The organism is Bradyrhizobium sp. LB11.1, from assembly GCF_040549385.1.
In the GTDB taxonomy this organism is placed as follows: Bacteria; Pseudomonadota; Alphaproteobacteria; order Rhizobiales; family Xanthobacteraceae; genus Bradyrhizobium.
Genome location: NZ_JBEPTH010000002.1, coordinates 405,715 through 422,060, shown reverse-complemented (window position 1 = coordinate 422,060; position 16,346 = coordinate 405,715). Strand labels below are relative to the sequence as shown.

Annotated in this window: 14 protein-coding genes; 5 read left to right on the top strand and 9 right to left on the bottom strand. The window is 64.1% G+C overall.

The window, feature by feature from the left end:
* Positions 1-28: 28 nt before the first annotated feature.
* From ABIA96_RS05885 to ABIA96_RS05865, 5 genes are all read right to left on the bottom strand, one after another.
* Positions 29-514 (bottom strand): F0F1 ATP synthase subunit B family protein, encoded by a 486-nt coding sequence (locus ABIA96_RS05885; RefSeq protein WP_354136075.1) that lies wholly within the window; start codon positions 512-514, stop codon positions 29-31.
* Positions 515-519: 5 nt separating this feature from the next.
* Positions 520-1,083, bottom strand: a complete 564-nt coding sequence (locus ABIA96_RS05880; RefSeq protein ID WP_354136074.1) for a F0F1 ATP synthase subunit B — start codon at positions 1,081-1,083, stop codon at positions 520-522.
* A 62-nt stretch (positions 1,084-1,145) separates the two neighbouring features.
* Entirely contained in the window at positions 1,146-1,376 is a 231-nt protein-coding gene (locus tag ABIA96_RS05875; RefSeq protein WP_200457466.1) for a F0F1 ATP synthase subunit C, read from the bottom strand.
* 53 nt (positions 1,377-1,429) lie between these two features.
* On the bottom strand, positions 1,430-2,179 hold the full coding sequence (locus tag ABIA96_RS05870; RefSeq protein WP_354136073.1) for a F0F1 ATP synthase subunit A: 750 nt from the start codon (positions 2,177-2,179) through the stop codon (positions 1,430-1,432).
* Positions 2,180-2,291: 112 nt separating this feature from the next.
* Positions 2,292-2,666 carry an AtpZ/AtpI family protein gene (locus tag ABIA96_RS05865; protein WP_354136072.1) on the bottom strand — a complete coding sequence of 125 codons (375 nt, stop codon included), beginning with the start codon at positions 2,664-2,666 and terminating at the stop codon, positions 2,292-2,294.
* Between the two features lie 385 nt (positions 2,667-3,051).
* Here ABIA96_RS05865 and ABIA96_RS05860 point away from each other — a divergent pair, with 385 nt between their 5' ends.
* Positions 3,052-3,570 (top strand): hypothetical protein, encoded by a 519-nt coding sequence (locus ABIA96_RS05860; RefSeq protein WP_354136071.1) that lies wholly within the window; start codon positions 3,052-3,054, stop codon positions 3,568-3,570.
* Between the two features lie 150 nt (positions 3,571-3,720).
* Complete coding sequence (locus tag ABIA96_RS05855) at positions 3,721-4,194, top strand: secondary thiamine-phosphate synthase enzyme YjbQ (RefSeq protein WP_354136070.1); 474 nt, start codon at positions 3,721-3,723, stop codon at positions 4,192-4,194.
* A 65-nt stretch (positions 4,195-4,259) separates the two neighbouring features.
* On the opposite strand, the gene ABIA96_RS05850 is transcribed toward ABIA96_RS05855, so the two are convergent.
* On the bottom strand, positions 4,260-5,945 hold the full coding sequence (locus ABIA96_RS05850; RefSeq protein ID WP_354136069.1) for an MFS transporter: 1,686 nt from the start codon (positions 5,943-5,945) through the stop codon (positions 4,260-4,262).
* A gap of 304 nt (positions 5,946-6,249) precedes the next feature.
* Between ABIA96_RS05850 and ABIA96_RS05845 the strand changes: the two genes are divergently transcribed.
* The 3 genes from ABIA96_RS05845 to ABIA96_RS05835 all read left to right on the top strand — a co-directional run bounded on the left by ABIA96_RS05845 (position 6,250) and on the right by ABIA96_RS05835 (position 9,774).
* Positions 6,250-6,921: a response regulator gene (locus ABIA96_RS05845; RefSeq protein ID WP_354136068.1), complete on the top strand. Its 672-nt coding sequence runs from the start codon at positions 6,250-6,252 to the stop codon at positions 6,919-6,921.
* Between the two features lie 1,198 nt (positions 6,922-8,119).
* Positions 8,120-9,151, top strand: a complete 1,032-nt coding sequence (locus ABIA96_RS05840; protein ID WP_354136067.1) for an alpha/beta fold hydrolase — start codon at positions 8,120-8,122, stop codon at positions 9,149-9,151.
* Between the two features lie 71 nt (positions 9,152-9,222).
* The gene (locus ABIA96_RS05835) at positions 9,223-9,774 is read left to right on the top strand and encodes a cytochrome P460 family protein (RefSeq protein WP_354136066.1); all 552 of its coding nucleotides are present in this window, start codon (positions 9,223-9,225) and stop codon (positions 9,772-9,774) included.
* Positions 9,775-9,833: 59 nt separating this feature from the next.
* On the opposite strand, the gene ABIA96_RS05830 is transcribed toward ABIA96_RS05835, so the two are convergent.
* From ABIA96_RS05830 to ABIA96_RS05820, 3 genes are all read right to left on the bottom strand, one after another.
* Complete coding sequence (locus ABIA96_RS05830; RefSeq protein ID WP_354136065.1) at positions 9,834-13,343, bottom strand: PAS domain-containing hybrid sensor histidine kinase/response regulator; 3,510 nt, start codon at positions 13,341-13,343, stop codon at positions 9,834-9,836.
* 423 nt (positions 13,344-13,766) lie between these two features.
* Positions 13,767-14,996, bottom strand: coding sequence for a 5-aminolevulinate synthase (gene hemA, locus ABIA96_RS05825; protein ID WP_354136064.1), 1,230 nt, complete (start codon positions 14,994-14,996; stop codon positions 13,767-13,769).
* Between the two features lie 215 nt (positions 14,997-15,211).
* Positions 15,212-16,273, bottom strand: coding sequence for an MBL fold metallo-hydrolase (locus ABIA96_RS05820; protein ID WP_354136063.1), 1,062 nt, complete (start codon positions 16,271-16,273; stop codon positions 15,212-15,214).
* Positions 16,274-16,346: the final 73 nt, after the last annotated feature.

Below are 16,346 nucleotides of genomic sequence, written 5' to 3'. Positions count from 1 at the left end.
GGCTTTTTGATTGATGAGGCGTCTGCCCTCAGTTCAGCTTCTGCCGAACCTCGGTGATGCCCTTGGCGAGCAGGTCGTCGGCGACCTGGCCCTTGACCGACTGCGACAGGATCGTGGAGGCGGCCTGGACGGCGGCTTCCGCGGCTGCGGCGCGGACATCGGCGACCGCCTGGGCCTCGGCAAGCGCGATCTTGCTCTCCGCGGTCTTGGTGCGGCGGGCGACGAAGTCTTCCATCTTCGCCTTGGCGTCGGCTGCGATGCGCTCGGCTTCGGCCTTGGCGTTGGCGACGATGTCGGCGGCTTCGCGCTCGGCCTGGGCGCTGCGCGCCTTGTAGTCGGCGAGCACCTTGGCGGCTTCCTGCTTGAGGCGCGTCGCATCGTCGAGTTCGGCCTTGATGCGGTCGGCGCGATGGTCGAGCGCGGCCATCGCCTTCTTGAAGACCCCGAGATAGCCGAATCCGGCCATCAGGATCACGAAGGCGACGGCGACCCAGAATTCAGGTTCGAAGAACATATCGACTAACCCTTCAAGGACGCATCAACGGCGGCACTGACCGACGCCGTATCCGGAACGACGCCGGTGAGCTGCTGCACGATGGTGCCCGCCGCATCGGCTGCGATGCCGCGGACGTTGCTCATGGCGGTCTCGCGGGTCGAGGCGATGGTCTTCTCCGCTTCGGCGAGCTTGGCCGTCAGTTGCCCTTCCAGCGTTTTGCGCTCGGCATCCGCCTGCGCATTCGCCTTATCGCGGGATTCGTTGCCGATGGCCTGCGCCCGCGAGCGCGCCGAAGCGAGTTCGCCTTCATAGGCCTTCAGCGCCGCGTCGGACTGGTCCTTCAGCTTCTGCGCCTCGGCGAGGTCACCCTCGATCTTGTTCTGACGCGCTTCGATCGCACCGCCGACCTTCGGCAGAGCGAGCTTGGACACGATCACGTAAAGCACGACGAAGAAGATCGCGAGCGACACCAGCTGCGAAGCAAAAGTGCTGCTCTCGAACGGCGGAAAACCGCCACCGTGACCACCTTCGGTCTCGGTGTGGGCGCCCGCCGCCGGACTTTTCGCCCCGCCATGACTCTCAGCCATGGAGTACTCCTGTTGCTGTCATGCGCGCCGCTTCGGTCGAAGCGGCGCGAAACACGTCGTCCTCAGAGCGGAACGAACAGCAGCAGCAGTGCGATCAGCAGCGAGAAAATGCCGAGCGCTTCGGTCACGGCGAAGCCGAAGATCAGGTTGCCGAACTGGCCCTGAGCAGCCGACGGATTGCGAACGGCTGCGGCGAGGTAGTTGCCGAAGATCACGCCCACGCCGACGCCCGCGCCACCCATGCCGATGCATGCGATGCCCGCGCCGATAAGTTTTGCTGATGCCGGATCCATTTTAGACTCCTTGGAAGAAAGATTGGGTTTTGGGTGGAAATTCCCCGGACCGCTTAGTGTCCCGGATGAATGGCGTCGTTGAGGTAGATGCAGGCCAGGATCGCAAACACATAGGCTTGCAGGAACGCGACCAGGATCTCGAGAGCGTACAGCGCGATCGTGAGCGCCAGCGGCAGCACACCGCCGACCCAGCCGAGAGCGCCGAGCGAGAAGCCGAGCATGGCGACGAAGCCCGCAAACACCTTCAGCGCGATGTGGCCGGCCAGCATGTTGGCGAACAGACGGACGCTGTGGGAGACCGGGCGCAGGAAGAACGACAGGACCTCGATGAACATCACCAGCGGCAGGATGTAGATGGGGACGCCGTGGGGCACGAAAATGCTGAAGAATTTCAGGCCGTTCTTATAGACGCCGTAAATCAGGACCGTGAAGAAAACCAGCAAGGCGAGCGCCGCGGTGACGATCAGATGGCTCGCGATCGTGAAAGTATAGGGGATGACACCCACGAGGTTCGAGACGCAGAGGAACATGAACAGCGAGAAGATCAGCGGGAAGAACTTCATGCCTTCCGCGCCGGCCGTCGAACGGATGGTCGAGGCGACGAATTCGTAGGAGATCTCGGCGACCGACTGGAGGCGCCCGGGAACCAGCTGCGTGCCGCTGGCAAGCATCAGGATCGAGATGATCGCCACCGCCACCAGCATGTAGAGCGACGAATTGGTGAAGGCGATCGTGTGATTGCCGATATGGCCCAGCGTGAAGAAAGGCTCGATGTTGAACTGGTGGATCGGATCGATTTTCATCGGCGCGGCATCTCTTGGTCTGCCGGGCTAGCCGGCGTGTCTCGGTCTGCCGGTGCGGGCCGGCCCGCACCGGCGAAGCCGGCGCGATCAATTCCTCTCCTCGTCGGATCGGCTAGGAATCACCGCGCTTGTTCTGACCCGCGCCCGCCGTTCTCACCACATTCACCACACCGGCCACGAAGCCCAGCAGCATGAACACGATAAATCCGAAAGGCGACGTCGACAGCAAGCGGTCGAAACCCCAACCAATCCCCGCTCCGACAACGACACCGGCGACCAACTCCGAGGATAACCGAAAACCAAGCGCCATCGCCGAGGCTCTGGCCGCTCCGTCTCCACTGTCACCTGTGGGTTGCTCGGTCTTGATGTGGCGGCCGCGAAATTCCGACAACCGCTGATCAAGACTTCCGAGCCGTTCGGAAAGCGCAGCTTCCTCGGGCGATCTATCGCGATCTCCATTCTCGCCGTGTCCCGTGTCTTGAGCCATGCCACGAAGACCAGAAACGCCACGGTTGAATGGAAATTGCGCCCGCCACCCTCAAAAGCCGCGCGGACCATACTGACCGCTCATAATCAAGTCAAGCCAAGTCACGATCGCGTCGTGTTCGATTATCTATTTGATTTAATTGATGATATTCTCTTCTGCGTCGGCGCTGCACACAGCGTGACGCCGCACCGCAGCAGCTCTCCGCGCGATCCGCCGATGTGGCCGACATTTCGCCGCGGCTTTCGGGATCAAAGGGACGGTCGCCACCGTTGATTTCGCAGATGCGGTTTTTGGCGGCGGATTCGCGCGGGCGAGCGGTGCGCCGTCGCCCGCCGGAGTGTAGAATTCGAGGGTGTGCCAGCTGCGCGGCTTGGCGGAGAGTGCGATGAGACCGGCGAAATCATCCACAACATCATGGTGTGCTGCGGCGATCGTTGCGCTGACGACGGTCTGCGGCAGCCCGGTTGCCGCGCAATCGGCGCCCGACGGCGAAAACGGCCGTTACAGCATGACGCCGATCCCCGAGGGCGTGCTGCGGCTCGACACCCGCACCGGCACGGTCTCGACCTGCACCAGGAACGGCGCCGGTTGGGCCTGCTACGCCGTGCCCGACGAGCGCTCCGCGCTCGATGCCGAGATCGGCCGGCTCCAGGCCGAGGTCGAGAAGCTGAAAGGGCAGATCGCCACTGGGCCGACCGTCTCCGGCAAGATCGACCAGGCGCTGCCGAAATCAGCCCCCCTGAAGAAAGGCGAGCCAAAGGTCGCCGAAGGCGACCGCAAGCTCGAGATTCCGCTGCCGAGCGACCAGGACATGGACCGGTTGATGTCGTTTCTGGAAAAGGCGTGGCGCCGGCTGATCGACATGGCCAACCGCGTGCAGAAGGACGTGTCGGGGAAGATTTGAGGACCCGTTCGCGCTATTCACACGTTGAGCTGCCGTAGGGTGGGCAAAGGCGCAAAGCGCCGTGCCCACCACCTGATAATGTTGTGCGGATTGGTGGGCACGCTCCGCTTTGCCCACCCTACGGCAGCTTTCGAGTTGAGAGACCTTTGAATGACATCACGCAGATCGCTGACGCGCTCAGCGCCATCGTCGGTGCAGGCCACCACCATCGTATCATCGCTGCTCACCGTGCAGACGCCGGGCCGCGGCTTCACCGATCTCACCAGCGAGGTTGCGAAATTCGTCGCTGCGGCCCACGCGGGCGAGGGTGCGTTGACGCTGTTCGTCCGCCACACCTCAGCCTCGCTGACGATCCAGGAAAACGCCGATCCCTCCGTGCTCGTCGATCTCACCACCGCGCTGTCGCGCCTCGCGCTGGAGCATGCGCCATGGACGCATGATACCGAGGGGCCCGACGATATGCCCGCGCACGTCAAGACGATGTTGACGCAGACGTCGCTGCATGTGCCCGTGCTGAACGGCAAGCTCGCGCTCGGCACCTGGCAGGGGATCTATCTGATCGAGCACCGCGTGCGCCCGCACCGCCGCGAGGTGGTGCTGCAATTCATCGGCGGCAATCAGTAGGGGCTCAAAAGCAAACCGGCCGCGAATCGCTCCGCGGCCGGTTCTGTCGAGGTCTTGTGACGACATCAGATCCTGGTGATGTCGACATCCTTGGTTTCCGGGACGAAGATCAGGCCGACGATGAAGGTCATCGACGCGATCGCAATCGGGTACCAGAGACCCGCGTAGATATTGCCCGTCGCGGCAACCAGCGCGACTGCGATCGGCGGCAGCAGACCGCCGAACCAGCCGTTGCCGATATGATAGGGCAGCGACATGGAGGTGTAGCGGATCCGCGTCGGAAACAGCTCGACGAGGGCGGCGGCGATCGGGCCGTACACCATGGTCACGAGGATCGCGAGGTAGGTCAGGACGAGGATCAGCAGCGGCATGTTGATCGCGGCCGGATCAGCGCCCTTGACGGGGTAGCCGGCTTCGCCGACCGCAGCAGTCACGGCGGTGGTGAAAGCCGTGCGAGCAGCCGCGAAGGCCTTGGGATCGACGCCGTTGCCGTTCACAGAGTCAAACGACTTGTTGCCGACGACGACCTTGGCAAGGCTGCCGGGCGCGCCGGACTCCAGCTTGAAGTTCACCGACGACGCGATCATCGCGTTGCGGGCGACGTCGCAGGAACTGGTGAACACCCTGCCGCCGACGGGGTCGAACAGCACGTTGCAGTCCTTCGGGTCGGCGACCACGGACACGGGCGCACTCGCCAGCGCCTTCTCGAGCGCCGGATTGGCGGCGGACGTCAGCAGGCTGAAGGCGAAATGATACGTCAATGCGCCGAGCAGACAGCCAGCCAGGATGATCGGCTTGCGGCCGATCTTGTCCGAAAGCCAGCCGAAGAACAGGAAGCCGACGGTCGCGATTGCGAGCGCAATAATGAGCGCGATGTCAGCCGAGTTCGCCGGGACCTTGAGCGTGTTGACGAGGAATACGCGCGCGTAGAACTGCCCGCCGTACCAGATCACGGCCTGACCGGCGGTGAGGCCGAGCAGGGCGATCAGCGCGATCCTTCCGTTCTGCCAATTGCCGAAAGATTCCGACAGAGGCGCCTTGGAGCCTTTGCCCTCGTCCTTCATCTTCTGGAACAGCGGCGATTCGGACAGTTGCATGCGGATCCAGATCGAGATGCCGAGCAGCAGGATCGAGAGCAGATAGGGGATACGCCAGCCGCCCGAGAGGCTCGAATCGCCGAATGCGTCGGCGCTCATGCTGTTGCGGACGATGTAGACAACGAGCAGGGACAGGAACAGCCCGATCGTCGCGGTGGTCTGAATCCAGGAGGTGTAAAATCCGCGACGGCCTTGCGGCGCGTGCTCGGCGACGTAAGTCGCGGCGCCACCGTACTCGCCGCCCAGCGCGAGGCCTTGCAGCAGACGCAGGCCGATCAGGATCGTCGGAGCCAGCCAGCCGATCGTTTGGTAACCCGGCGTCAGGCCGACCAGGAAGGTCGACAGGCCCATGATGGAGATGGTGACGAGGAAGGTATATTTGCGGCCGACCAGATCGCCGACCCGGCCAAACACCAGTGCGCCGAGGGGGCGAACCAGGAAGCCCGCGGAGAAGGTCAGGAGCGCGAAGATGAACTGCGTGTTGGCGTCGAACGCCGAGTAGAACGCCTTGCCGATCTGAGCTGCGGTCCAGCCGTACAGATAGAAATCGTACCATTCGAATACGGTACCGAGTGACGATGCGAAGATCACCTTCTTCTCTTCGCCGGTCATTGCCCGCGCCCCGGCGCTGCCGGCGGCCGCTGCCATTGTCATAGGTGCTCACTCCCCGAATTTCGTTTCCTCGCGCCCCGGCTGTCCGGGCGTGCCGGATCAACCTGGTCTTGCCCCAAGGTAACATCGGCGTGAAACCAAGCAAAATACGACTTTTAGCCTTGCGTCCTGACACGCACCTGACGGCGTGGCTGTACAGTGCAAGCGCCGCGGCGCATGGCTGTGGGATTAACCCCTTTCCCGCAAAGGAATAATGCGCCCTTGCATGCCACGGCCGGTCGGGAAAGAATTGACCATTGGGCCGGGCCGGACTACTGGCCCGGTGACGAACCACAGCAAGAGATCGATGAGCGCTCCCTCCACCCATCTCGTCATTGCCGATGACCACCCGCTGTTCCGCGATGCACTGCGGCAGGCGGTGGCCGGCGTCCTGAGCACGGCGAAGATCGACGAGGCGGGGTCGTTCGAGGATCTGACCAAGCTGCTGGAGCAGACGTCGGACGTCGATCTGGTCCTGCTCGACCTCTCGATGCCCGGCATCTCCGGCTTCTCCGGCCTGATCTATCTGCGCGCGCAATATCCGGCGATCCCGGTCGTGATCGTTTCGGCCTCCGACGACAGCGCCACGATCCGCCGCTCGCTCGATTTCGGCGCCTCCGGCTTCATTCCCAAGCGATTCGGCGTCGAGACGCTGCGTGATGCCATCCTCAAGGTCATGGAGGGGGACGTCTGGGTTCCCGCCGACACCGACCTGACGGCCGCCGCCGACCCCGACATGACGCGCCTGCGCGACCGCCTGGTGACGCTGACGCCGCAGCAGGTGAGGGTGTTGATGATGCTGTCGGAAGGATTGCTGAACAAGCAGATCGCCTATGAGCTCGGCGTCTCCGAGGCGACCATCAAGGCGCACGTCTCGGCCATCCTGCAAAAGCTCGGCGTCGAAAGCCGCACCCAGGCCGTGATCGCCGCCGCCAAAATCGCCGGCGGCCAGTGGAGGCAAGGCACCCCGACAGGGTAAGGCGCTTGCTCATTACCGCGCGGATCTCTGACCTTTAGGGCAAAGATGGCTTGCTCAGAGCATCGCCGGTTTTGACGCTTCGCAGACTTTGCGTCGCGGTTGGAGCATTAGCGGACTTCAAGCGCGCACCCTTCAAGTGTCGTTGCCCACAAGCCCTCGGGTTGTTCGTCGCTCGAAACAGCGATGGCTCGGTCAACAGGCATAGCCAAAAATATTCCACTTTACCGAAATTCGGATTTATCGTATGTATCGCCCATCCTGATCCGGCGAAAAGGGGCGGTCGTACGTCGTCACGAGCCGCGGATCGGGTTGCGGTGGACGCGAGCAGCGCCGTCGCGGATGTGAGTGCAGGGCAGGGCGATGGATTGAGCCGAACCCCGTGAGCGACTTGCAAGCCGCGTTGTACGAACGGCGCTCGATGCCTGCGAGGCCTTATGGCCGAGCGGGAAGTCCGCGTACGGCAAAACCGTGTGGTCCCGGCCGTCGTCGCTACGGCCAAGTCTTGCGGATGCGGCATTGGCGCCAACCGGCGCGGTGTCGGTAACTTCCGTCGGGCGAGGGAGGCCAGAAGGAATTCGGCTCCCGGGAGAGCACGGCATAAGCCGTCCAACCATCGCGCAGGGAAGGCCGTGTGTTCGGCTTCACCTGTATGCCGCTGTGCAATTCTTTTGCGCACCACGCGCACAGCGGACCGTGGGTGCCAGCCGGCACCCGGCCTTCCCTGCGCCCTTTCCTTGGAGAGGGCGTGACGAGGAGAGCAAAACTCGGGCGGTTTGCGCCGCGAGAAGGCGAAGATGTGTCTGCGAGATGAAATGCGAGCTGGAGGAGCGACGTTGTTGCCTCATACTCCGTCATTGCGAGCGGAGCGAAGCAATCCAGAGTCTTTCCGCGGAGGGATTCTGGATTGCTTCGCTCCGCTCGCAATGACGACGTTCTGACAGCGCCGGCCGCCAAATTCACAATGCCTTGCGTTGACGCGAGTTCCCAAAGCCCTAAGCGGGCCGTGCTAACAGGCAATCCGGTTTCATGGCGGCCTCACAACTTCTCACAAGTCCAAACGGGCCTTCGACCGCTGGCGCTGATAGTCAGTTGCGTGACCGCCAAGAGAGCTTGAGCCAAACGGAAAACAGCGCCCGGACACAGGGTCGCCGCCGATCGGATTGGGCGCCGCCGACAACCATTAACAAGGACCAGGACCATGACCCAGATCATCGACCAGCATCGCCGCCAGTTTCTCGGCGTCGCAGCCGGGACCGTCGCGGTGGGCCTCGGCGTGATCGACCTCGCGCGCGCCGAAACGGAAGCGCCACGGCCGGCCACAACCAACGCCTCCTTCGGCACGATCAAGCAGATCAATGCCGGTGTGCTGAACGTCGGCTACGCGGAAACCGGTTCCGCGACCGGCCCGGTGGCGATCCTGCTCCACGGCTGGCCCTACGACATTCACAGCTTCGTCGACGTCGCGCCGATCCTGGCGCAGGCCGGCTATCGCGTCATCATCCCCTATTTGCGCGGCTATGGTTCGACGCACTTCCTCGCCAGCGAGACGTTGCGCAACGGCGAGCCGGCCGCGCTGGCCGTCGACATCATCGCGCTGATGGATGCGCTCGACATCAAGAAGGCGGTCGTCGCCGGATTCGACTGGGGCGCACGCACCGCCGATATCATCGCAGCGCTATGGCCGGAGCGCTGCCGCGCGCTGGTGTCGGTGAGCGGCTATCTGATCTCCAGTCAGGCATCAGGAAGCGCGCCGCTGCCGCCGGCGGCCGAGCTGCAATGGTGGTACCAGTTCTATTTCGCGACCGAGCGGGGCCGCGCGGGCTACGAGAAGTACACGCGTGATTTCGCAAAGCTGATCTGGAAGCTGGCCTCGCCGCAGTGGAAGTTCGACGACGCCACCTTCGATCGCAGTGCGAAGGCCTTCGAGAACAAGGATCATGTCGCGATCACGATCCACAATTACCGCTGGCGGCTCGGGCTCGCCAAAGGCGAGGCGAAATACGAGGAGATCGAGAAGAAGCTCGCGGCTACACCGGTCATCGACGTGCCGACGATCACGATGGAGGGCGATGCGAACGGCGCGCCGCACCCCGATTCCAGCGCTTACGCCAAGCGGTTCTCCGGCCGTTATGACTATCGCCTGATCACCGGCGGCATCGGTCACAATTTGCCGCAGGAAGCACCGCGAGCCTTTGCCAAGGCCGTCATCGATGCTGATGGTGCCGCCTGAGCGCTCGTTCAAGGCCCCGGTCCGGCGCAGCTGGACCGGGATGTGCCGTGATCCCAGCTTGAAGAAACGTCATGCCATCAATCTTCTCTGAAAAGAAAAAACCTTCCACCACCACAGTCATCACGCTGGTCGTGCTCCTCCTCGTCGTTCTCCTGACCGGCGTGCCGTATCTGGTCTCGATCGCGTTTGCCGAAGGGCCTGCGGCAGATGCCTCGCCGATCTTCGGCGTCACGATTCCCGTGGGCTACAAGCAGTGGGAGCTGATCGCGCCGGCCGAAGAGGCCGCGCCGCTGAATGAGCTGCGCGCCGTCGTCGGCAACCAGATCGCAATCGATGCCTATCATGACGGCAAGCTTCCGTTCCCTGACGGCACCATTCTGGTGAAGCGCGCCTGGAAGCGCACGCAGTCTCCCGACTTCGCCACCGCGACAATTCCGGGCGCCGCCACCACGGTACAGGTCATGGTCAAGGATTCCAGGAAATATGCCGCCACCGGCGGCTGGGGCTTTGGCCGCTTCATCAACGGCAAACCGGTGGACGAGGCGCAGCACCGCACCTGCTTTGCCTGCCATGAGGCCCGCGCCAAGGGCCATGACGACGTCTTTACGCGGCTTGCGCCCTGAGACGTTCCGGAGGTGACCTACGCTCAGCGCCGCGACGGATGACTGACCGGCTGCACGTCCTATTCCGCGGCGACCATCTGCTGCGTCCGCCATTGCCCGAGCAAGGCGCGCAACGACGCCGGCTTCACGGGCTTGTTCAGCACCGCGATCTTTTCGTCGCGCGCAGCACTCTGCACTGCGGGGCTGCGATCGGCGGTGATCAGGATCGCGGGGATGGTGTCGCCGAAGCGGCGGCGAATGTCGCGGATGGCGGCGATGCCATTGCCGCGGTCGAGATGGTAGTCGACGAGCAGCCCGGTGACGCGTCGGCCGGCGGCTTCGATCGCGGTGATGGCACCTTCGGGATCGGCGACCGCGATCACCTCCGCGTCCCAGGCTTTCAACAGTGTCCGCATGCCGTCGAGGATCGCGGCGTCGTTCTCGATGCAGACGATCAGCGCGCCGGAGATCGGCGCGCGCGCCAGCGGCGTTGCGCTGGTCACCGCCGCGGTGAGGGTCACAGCCTTCGCCGTCGGGACCGTCACGGAGAACAGCGAGCCGCCGCCGGCATTGGCGTCGATGGCGATGGCGTGGTTGAGCACGCGCGCCAGCCGCTCGACGATCGAGAGTCCCAGCCCCAGCCCGCGCGCGATCCGCGCGCCTTGCTCGAGGCGGTGAAATTCCTTGAAGATTTCGCCGCGCTTGACCGCGGGGATGCCGACGCCGGTATCGTAGACGCAGATCTTGAGCGACGGGCCCTGGCGGCGGCAACCGACCAGCACGCGCCCGCGCGGGGTGTATTTGATCGCGTTCGAGATCAGGTTCTGGAGCAGGCGCCGCAGCAGCAGCCGGTCAGACTCGATCGGCAGCGAGCAGGGCACAAAGGTGAGATCGAGGCCCTTTGCGCGCGCGATCGGCGCGAACTCGATCTCCAGGGAGCGCATCAGATCGGCCATCTTGAAGCTCGAGATCGAGGTCGTCATCGCGCCGGCGTCGAGCCTGGAGATGTCGAGCAGCGCGCCGAGGATTTCCTCGATGGCCTGCAGCGATTCGTCGATGTTCTCGACCAGCCGGGTCTCCTCGCCGTTGTGCCGGCGCTCGACCAGGCTCGTGACATAGAGCCGCGCCGCGTTCAGCGGCTGGAGAATGTCGTGGCTGGCCGCCGCAAGGAAGCGCGTCTTGGAGATGCTGGCGTCCTCCGCGCTGCTCTTGGCGAGCGCCAGCTCCGAGTTCAACCGGGTCAACTCCTCGGTCCGGTCGCGCACGCGCTTTTCCAGCGTCGCATTGGCGCGCTCCAGCGCTTCCGCCGCCTCGAAGGTCGGGGTGACGTCGGTGAAGGTGATGACGAAGCCGCCGCCGGGCATGCGGTTGGTGAGCACCTCGATCACTATGTGTCGTTCCGGCAGGCGTTCGAGATAGGGCTCACTGTCCGTGGTGTAGGCCACGAGCCGCTGCTCGATCATCGCCTCGCGGTCAGCCTGATTGGCGGGATCGCTGACGCCCATGAACTCCAGGATCTCGCGGAGCGGCGTACCGAACTGGATGAAATGCGGAGGCACGTTGAGGAGATCGCCGAACTGCCGGTTGGAGCAGATCAGCTGCAGATCGGCGTCGAACACCGCGATGCCCTGGCGCACATGATTGAGCGCGGTCTGAAGAATCTCGCGGTTAAAATGCAGCGCCGCATGGGAATCATCGAGCAGTTTCAGGGCGGCCTTCGCGGACACGGTTCGCTTGCGCAGCAGCAGCGACATCACCAGACGGGAGGACGCAGTCCCGATCGACGAGGCGATCAGGTGCTCGGCGTGCTGCAGCAGTTCAAAATCGGCCGGTGCGCCGGACTCCAGCCGCATATTGCGCCGTGCCGAGAAGGCTTCGAAGGAATGCCGGGCGCGATCGGGCCCGAGATATTGTGCGACCGTGCTCTGGATGTCCTGCACCGTGATGGTGGTGCGCCAGCGCCGAAAGTTCGGGGCGATCGGCGCGAGCGTGTTGGGCACGAACAGATCGGCCTGCACCAGCTCGATGGAAGACGGCCGGCGCGCCAGCGACAACAGCACGTAGGTGAGGATGTTGAGCGAGAGCGACCAGACGACGCCATGCATCAGCGGCGGCAGGTCGGCGCCGAACAGCGCCTGCGGCCGCAGCGCCTCGATCCCGAACGGGCCGTGCTGGAGCAGCAGGATTCCAGCCGTCGAGGAATCCATGAAGCTCGGAATGAACAGCGTGTAGAGCCACACCGCGAATCCGACCATCATGCCGCCGATGGCGCCGCGCGCGGTGGCGCGCCGCCACAACAGGCCGCCGAAGAAGGCGGGCGCGAGCTGCGCGATGGCGGCAAAGGACAACAGGCCGATCGCCGCGAGCTGGGTGTTGCCGAGCGCGCGATAATAGAAATAGGCCATCACCATGATGGCGAAGATCGCAAGCCGCCGCGAGCGCAGCAGGAAGTCGCCGAAATCGGTGGCGCCGGCGCGACCTTCGGGCCGTCGCTGCAGCACCAGCGGCACCACGAGGTCGTTCGAGACCATGATGGAGAGTGCGACGCATTCGACGATCACCATCGCGGTCGCTGCCGACAGGCCGCCGACGAAGACGGCGACGCTGAGAAGGCCCGCGCCGCCCTCCATCGGCAGCGCCAGCACGTACATATCGGGGTCGACCGCGCCGAACGGGAAACTCACGAGGCCGGCGAGCGCGATCGGGATCACGAATACATTGATGGCGACCAGATAGAGCGGGAACAGCCAGCGGGCGCGGCTGACCTCGGAATCCGAGGAATTTTCCACCACGCTGACGTGAAACTGGCGCGGCAGCAGCATGATCGCGCACAGCGACAGCAGCGTCATGGTCAGGAAGTTGCCGATCGACGGCGAATAGTCGATGGCGCGCACCGCTTCCGGCGTCTTCATCGCGCGGACGATCAATTCGTGCGGCGAGAACATCCAGAAGGTGACGAAAATGCCGGCGGCGAGGAACGCGACCAGCTTGATGATGGATTCGGTCGCGACCGCCAGCATCAGGCCGTGCTGATGCTCGGTGGCGTCGGCCTGCCGCGTGCCGAACAGCACCGCGAAGGCTGCCATCGCCAGCGTCACCATCAGCGCCATGTCGCCGAGGATCGGGATGTGGGAGAACGCCTGGTCCTCGCTCAAGATGACTTCGAGCGAGGAGGCGACCGCCTTGAGCTGGAGTGCGATGTAGGGCACCGAGCCGATGATCGCGATCAGCGCCACGGTCGCCGCCACTGCCTGGCTCTTGCCGTAGCGCGCGCCGATGAAGTCGGCGATCGAGGTGATGTTGTGCGCTTTGGCAAGCTGGATCACGCGGCGGAGCACGCCCGCGCCGAGGCCGATCATCAGGATCGGGCCGATATAGATCGCGAGGAAGTCGGTCGAGGTGCGGGTGGCAAAGCCGACCGAGCCGAAGAAGGTCCAGGAGGTGCAGTAGATCGCCAGCGATAGCGGATAGATCAGCCCCGGCGCGCGGCCGCGGCCGGCCGGCGAGCGGCGATCCCCGTGGCTCGCCACCAGGAACAGAAAACCGATATAGCCGAAGGCGGCAGCGATCACGCCCCAGTCGTGCAGCATGGCGAGCGTGCTTCTCCCTGGGCGCGAGGACCGCGCCCGCTCTCATTTTCCCCGCAAATCTAGCGCGTTGGGCGGAAGGAGGCGACAGCGAAATGGTCGGCCGGGGCCGGAACTGGGGTTGTCGTTAAGGTGTGGGGCAAGCTGCCCGCTCTCCCTCGCCCCGCGCTTGCGGCAGGGCAATCGCAGATGGACAAACGTAGCGAGGAGTTCGCCCGCAGCCATCCTTCGAGACGCCCGCCTTCGGCGGGCCCTCAGGATGAGGGCAGAGGATGCCGTAGCAGTTTCACCAGCGCTGCTACCGCGAAGCCTCATCCTGAGGAGACCGCGAAGCGGTCGTCTCGAAGGACGAGGCGCTTGCTCAGGCCTATCCGAAACATCATATGCGATTGCCCTGCCGCTTGCGGGGAGAGGCGAAAGAAAAGCCTACTCCGCCGCCAGCGACTTTTCGCGCAGCGACAGGCCGAGTCGGTCCCATACCTGCAACAGCGCTTCGGCGAGCTGATCGATCAGGCCGTCATCATGATAGGGCGAGGGCGTGATGCGCAGGCGCTCGGTGCCCTTGGCGACGGTCGGATAGTTGATCGGCTGGATGTAGATATTGTGCTCTTCGAGCAGCAGGTCGGAGGCCTGCTTGCACTTCTCGGCGTCGCCGATGAACAGCGGCACGATGTGTGTGTCGTTCGACATGACCGGCAGGCCGGCGGCATTGAGGATCGCCTTGACGCGGGCGGCACGGTCCTGGTGGCGCTCGCGCTCCCAGCTCGAGGTCTTCAGGTGCTTGATCGCGGCGGTCGCGGCCGAGCAGATCGCCGGCGGCAGCGCGGTGGTGAAGATGAAGCCCGGCGCGTAGGAGCGCACGGCGTCGATGATATGGCCGTTGGCGGCGATATAGCCGCCGAGGCAGCCAAACGCTTTCGCCAGCGTGCCTTCGAGAATGTCGATGCGATGCATCACACCATCACGCTCGGCAATGCCGCCGCCGCGCGGACCGTACATGCCGACAGCGTGGACCTCGTCGACATAGGTCATCGCGCCATACTTCTCGGCAAGATCGCAGATTTTGGCGAGCGGTGCGACGTCGCCGTCCATGGAATAGAGGCTCTCGCAGGCGATCAGCTTCGGCCTGTTCGCACCGGCAGCCTTCAGCAGCGCTTCGAGATCGGCGAGATCGTTGTGGCGGAACACTTGCCGCTCGCAGCCGGACTGGCGGATGCCCTCGATCATCGAATTGTGGTTGAGCTCGTCCGACAGGATCAGGCAGTTCGGAATCAGCTTTGCGATGGTGGCGATGCCGGTCTGGTTCGAGACATAGCCGGAAGTGAACAACAGCGCGGCTTCCTTGCCGTGGAGGTCGGCGAGCTCGGCCTCGAGCTGCACCAGCGGATGATGCGTGCCGGCGATGTTGCGGGTGCCACCCGCGCCGGTGCCGACGCGCGTCGCGGTCTCGACCATGGCGCCGACCACCTTCGGGTGCTGGCCCATGCCGAGGTAATCGTTGGAGCACCAGATCACGACGTCGCGCTTGCCCTTCGGCGCGTGCCAGACCGCGTGCGGGAACCGGCCGGCGATGCGCTCCAGATCGGCGAACACGCGATAGCGGCGCTCGGTGTGGAGACGATCGAGGGCGGAATTGAAAAACTCGGCGTAATCCATCGGTGCAACCTGAGACGGAACTGACCAAAAGGGCGCATCTGTTTAGAGCTTTTCCAGCTCCAATGTCTATGCGCTATCCCACATTTGGGCCTGCAGGGCATTTGGGCAAAATGCCCTATCGTGCAATTTGAAACTTGATCCCGATCAAGTTCGCGCGACTTATAATGCTGCCCTGCACCATCTGCTGAAGTGCCGGTCTTAACCGGCGCTGGCCTTCACGTCGTCCTGAACTGCAGCACACCGTCTTTGGTCTCGGCCGTCAGCCGGCCCTCGACGATCATATAGTTGACGTGGGCGACCAGCTCGCCGGCGGCAAAGCCCATCTGGTGTTCGTCCAGCACGTGCTTGTTGAACACGACGGGCACCAGCGCGCGCGAGGTCTGCGGCACCTCGCGGCAGGCTTCCGCGATCAGGCGGCAGCGTTCCTCGTGGTGGTCGGCGAGCTGCTTGATGCGGGTCTTGAGTCCGTAGAACGGTACGCCGTGGCCGGGCAGCACCAGGAGATCATAGGGCAAAGTGGTGGTGAGGCTCGCGAGCGAGGCCAGATATTCGCCGAGCGAATTCTGGTCGGGCTCCACCGCCCACACGCTGACGTTCGGCGAGATCTTGCTCAGGACCTGGTCGGCGGAGAGGAACAGCTTGTCGTCGGCGCAATACAGCATCACCTGATCGAGCGCATGCCCGCCGCCGGTGATCACCTTGAAGCGGCGCGTGCCGATCACGACCTCGTCGCCATGCGAGATGCGGCGATAGGACGGCGGCAGCACCGAGACGCGCTTGAGATAATCCTGGCCGCGGCCGAGCAGCTTTTCGGTGAGGGACTCATCCATGCCGTGGCGGCGGAAGAACAGGCGTTGCGCCTCGCGCCGCTCTTCGGTGCCGCGGTTCTGGTGATAAACCGATTGCAGATATTCGACCTGCGACATCACCAGCGGGCAGTTGAACCGCTCGACGATCCAGCCCGCGAGGCCGACATGATCCGGGTGCGAGTGGGTGACGATGAGGCGCGTGATGTTGACGCCCTTCAACGGCCCTTCGAACAGTTTTGTCCAGGCCTCGATCGTCTCCTCATTGCCGAAGCCGGCATCGACCATCGCGTAGCCGTCGCCGTCGGCGAGCAGATAGATGTTCACGTGGTTGAGGCGGAACGGCAGCTTCAGCCGCGCCCACAATACGCCCGGCCTGATCTCCACGACCTCTTCGGGGCCGGGATGCTGGTCCCAGGGATAGCGCAGGGCCTCGGCCGAGGACTGCACGGTGTCGGTTTTTGCGTTCATGGTACCGGCTTAAACCCAGCGCGGGCGGGGCGCCAGCCGAAAAAGGACGGGCCGTGGTCTCCGCATGGCGGTC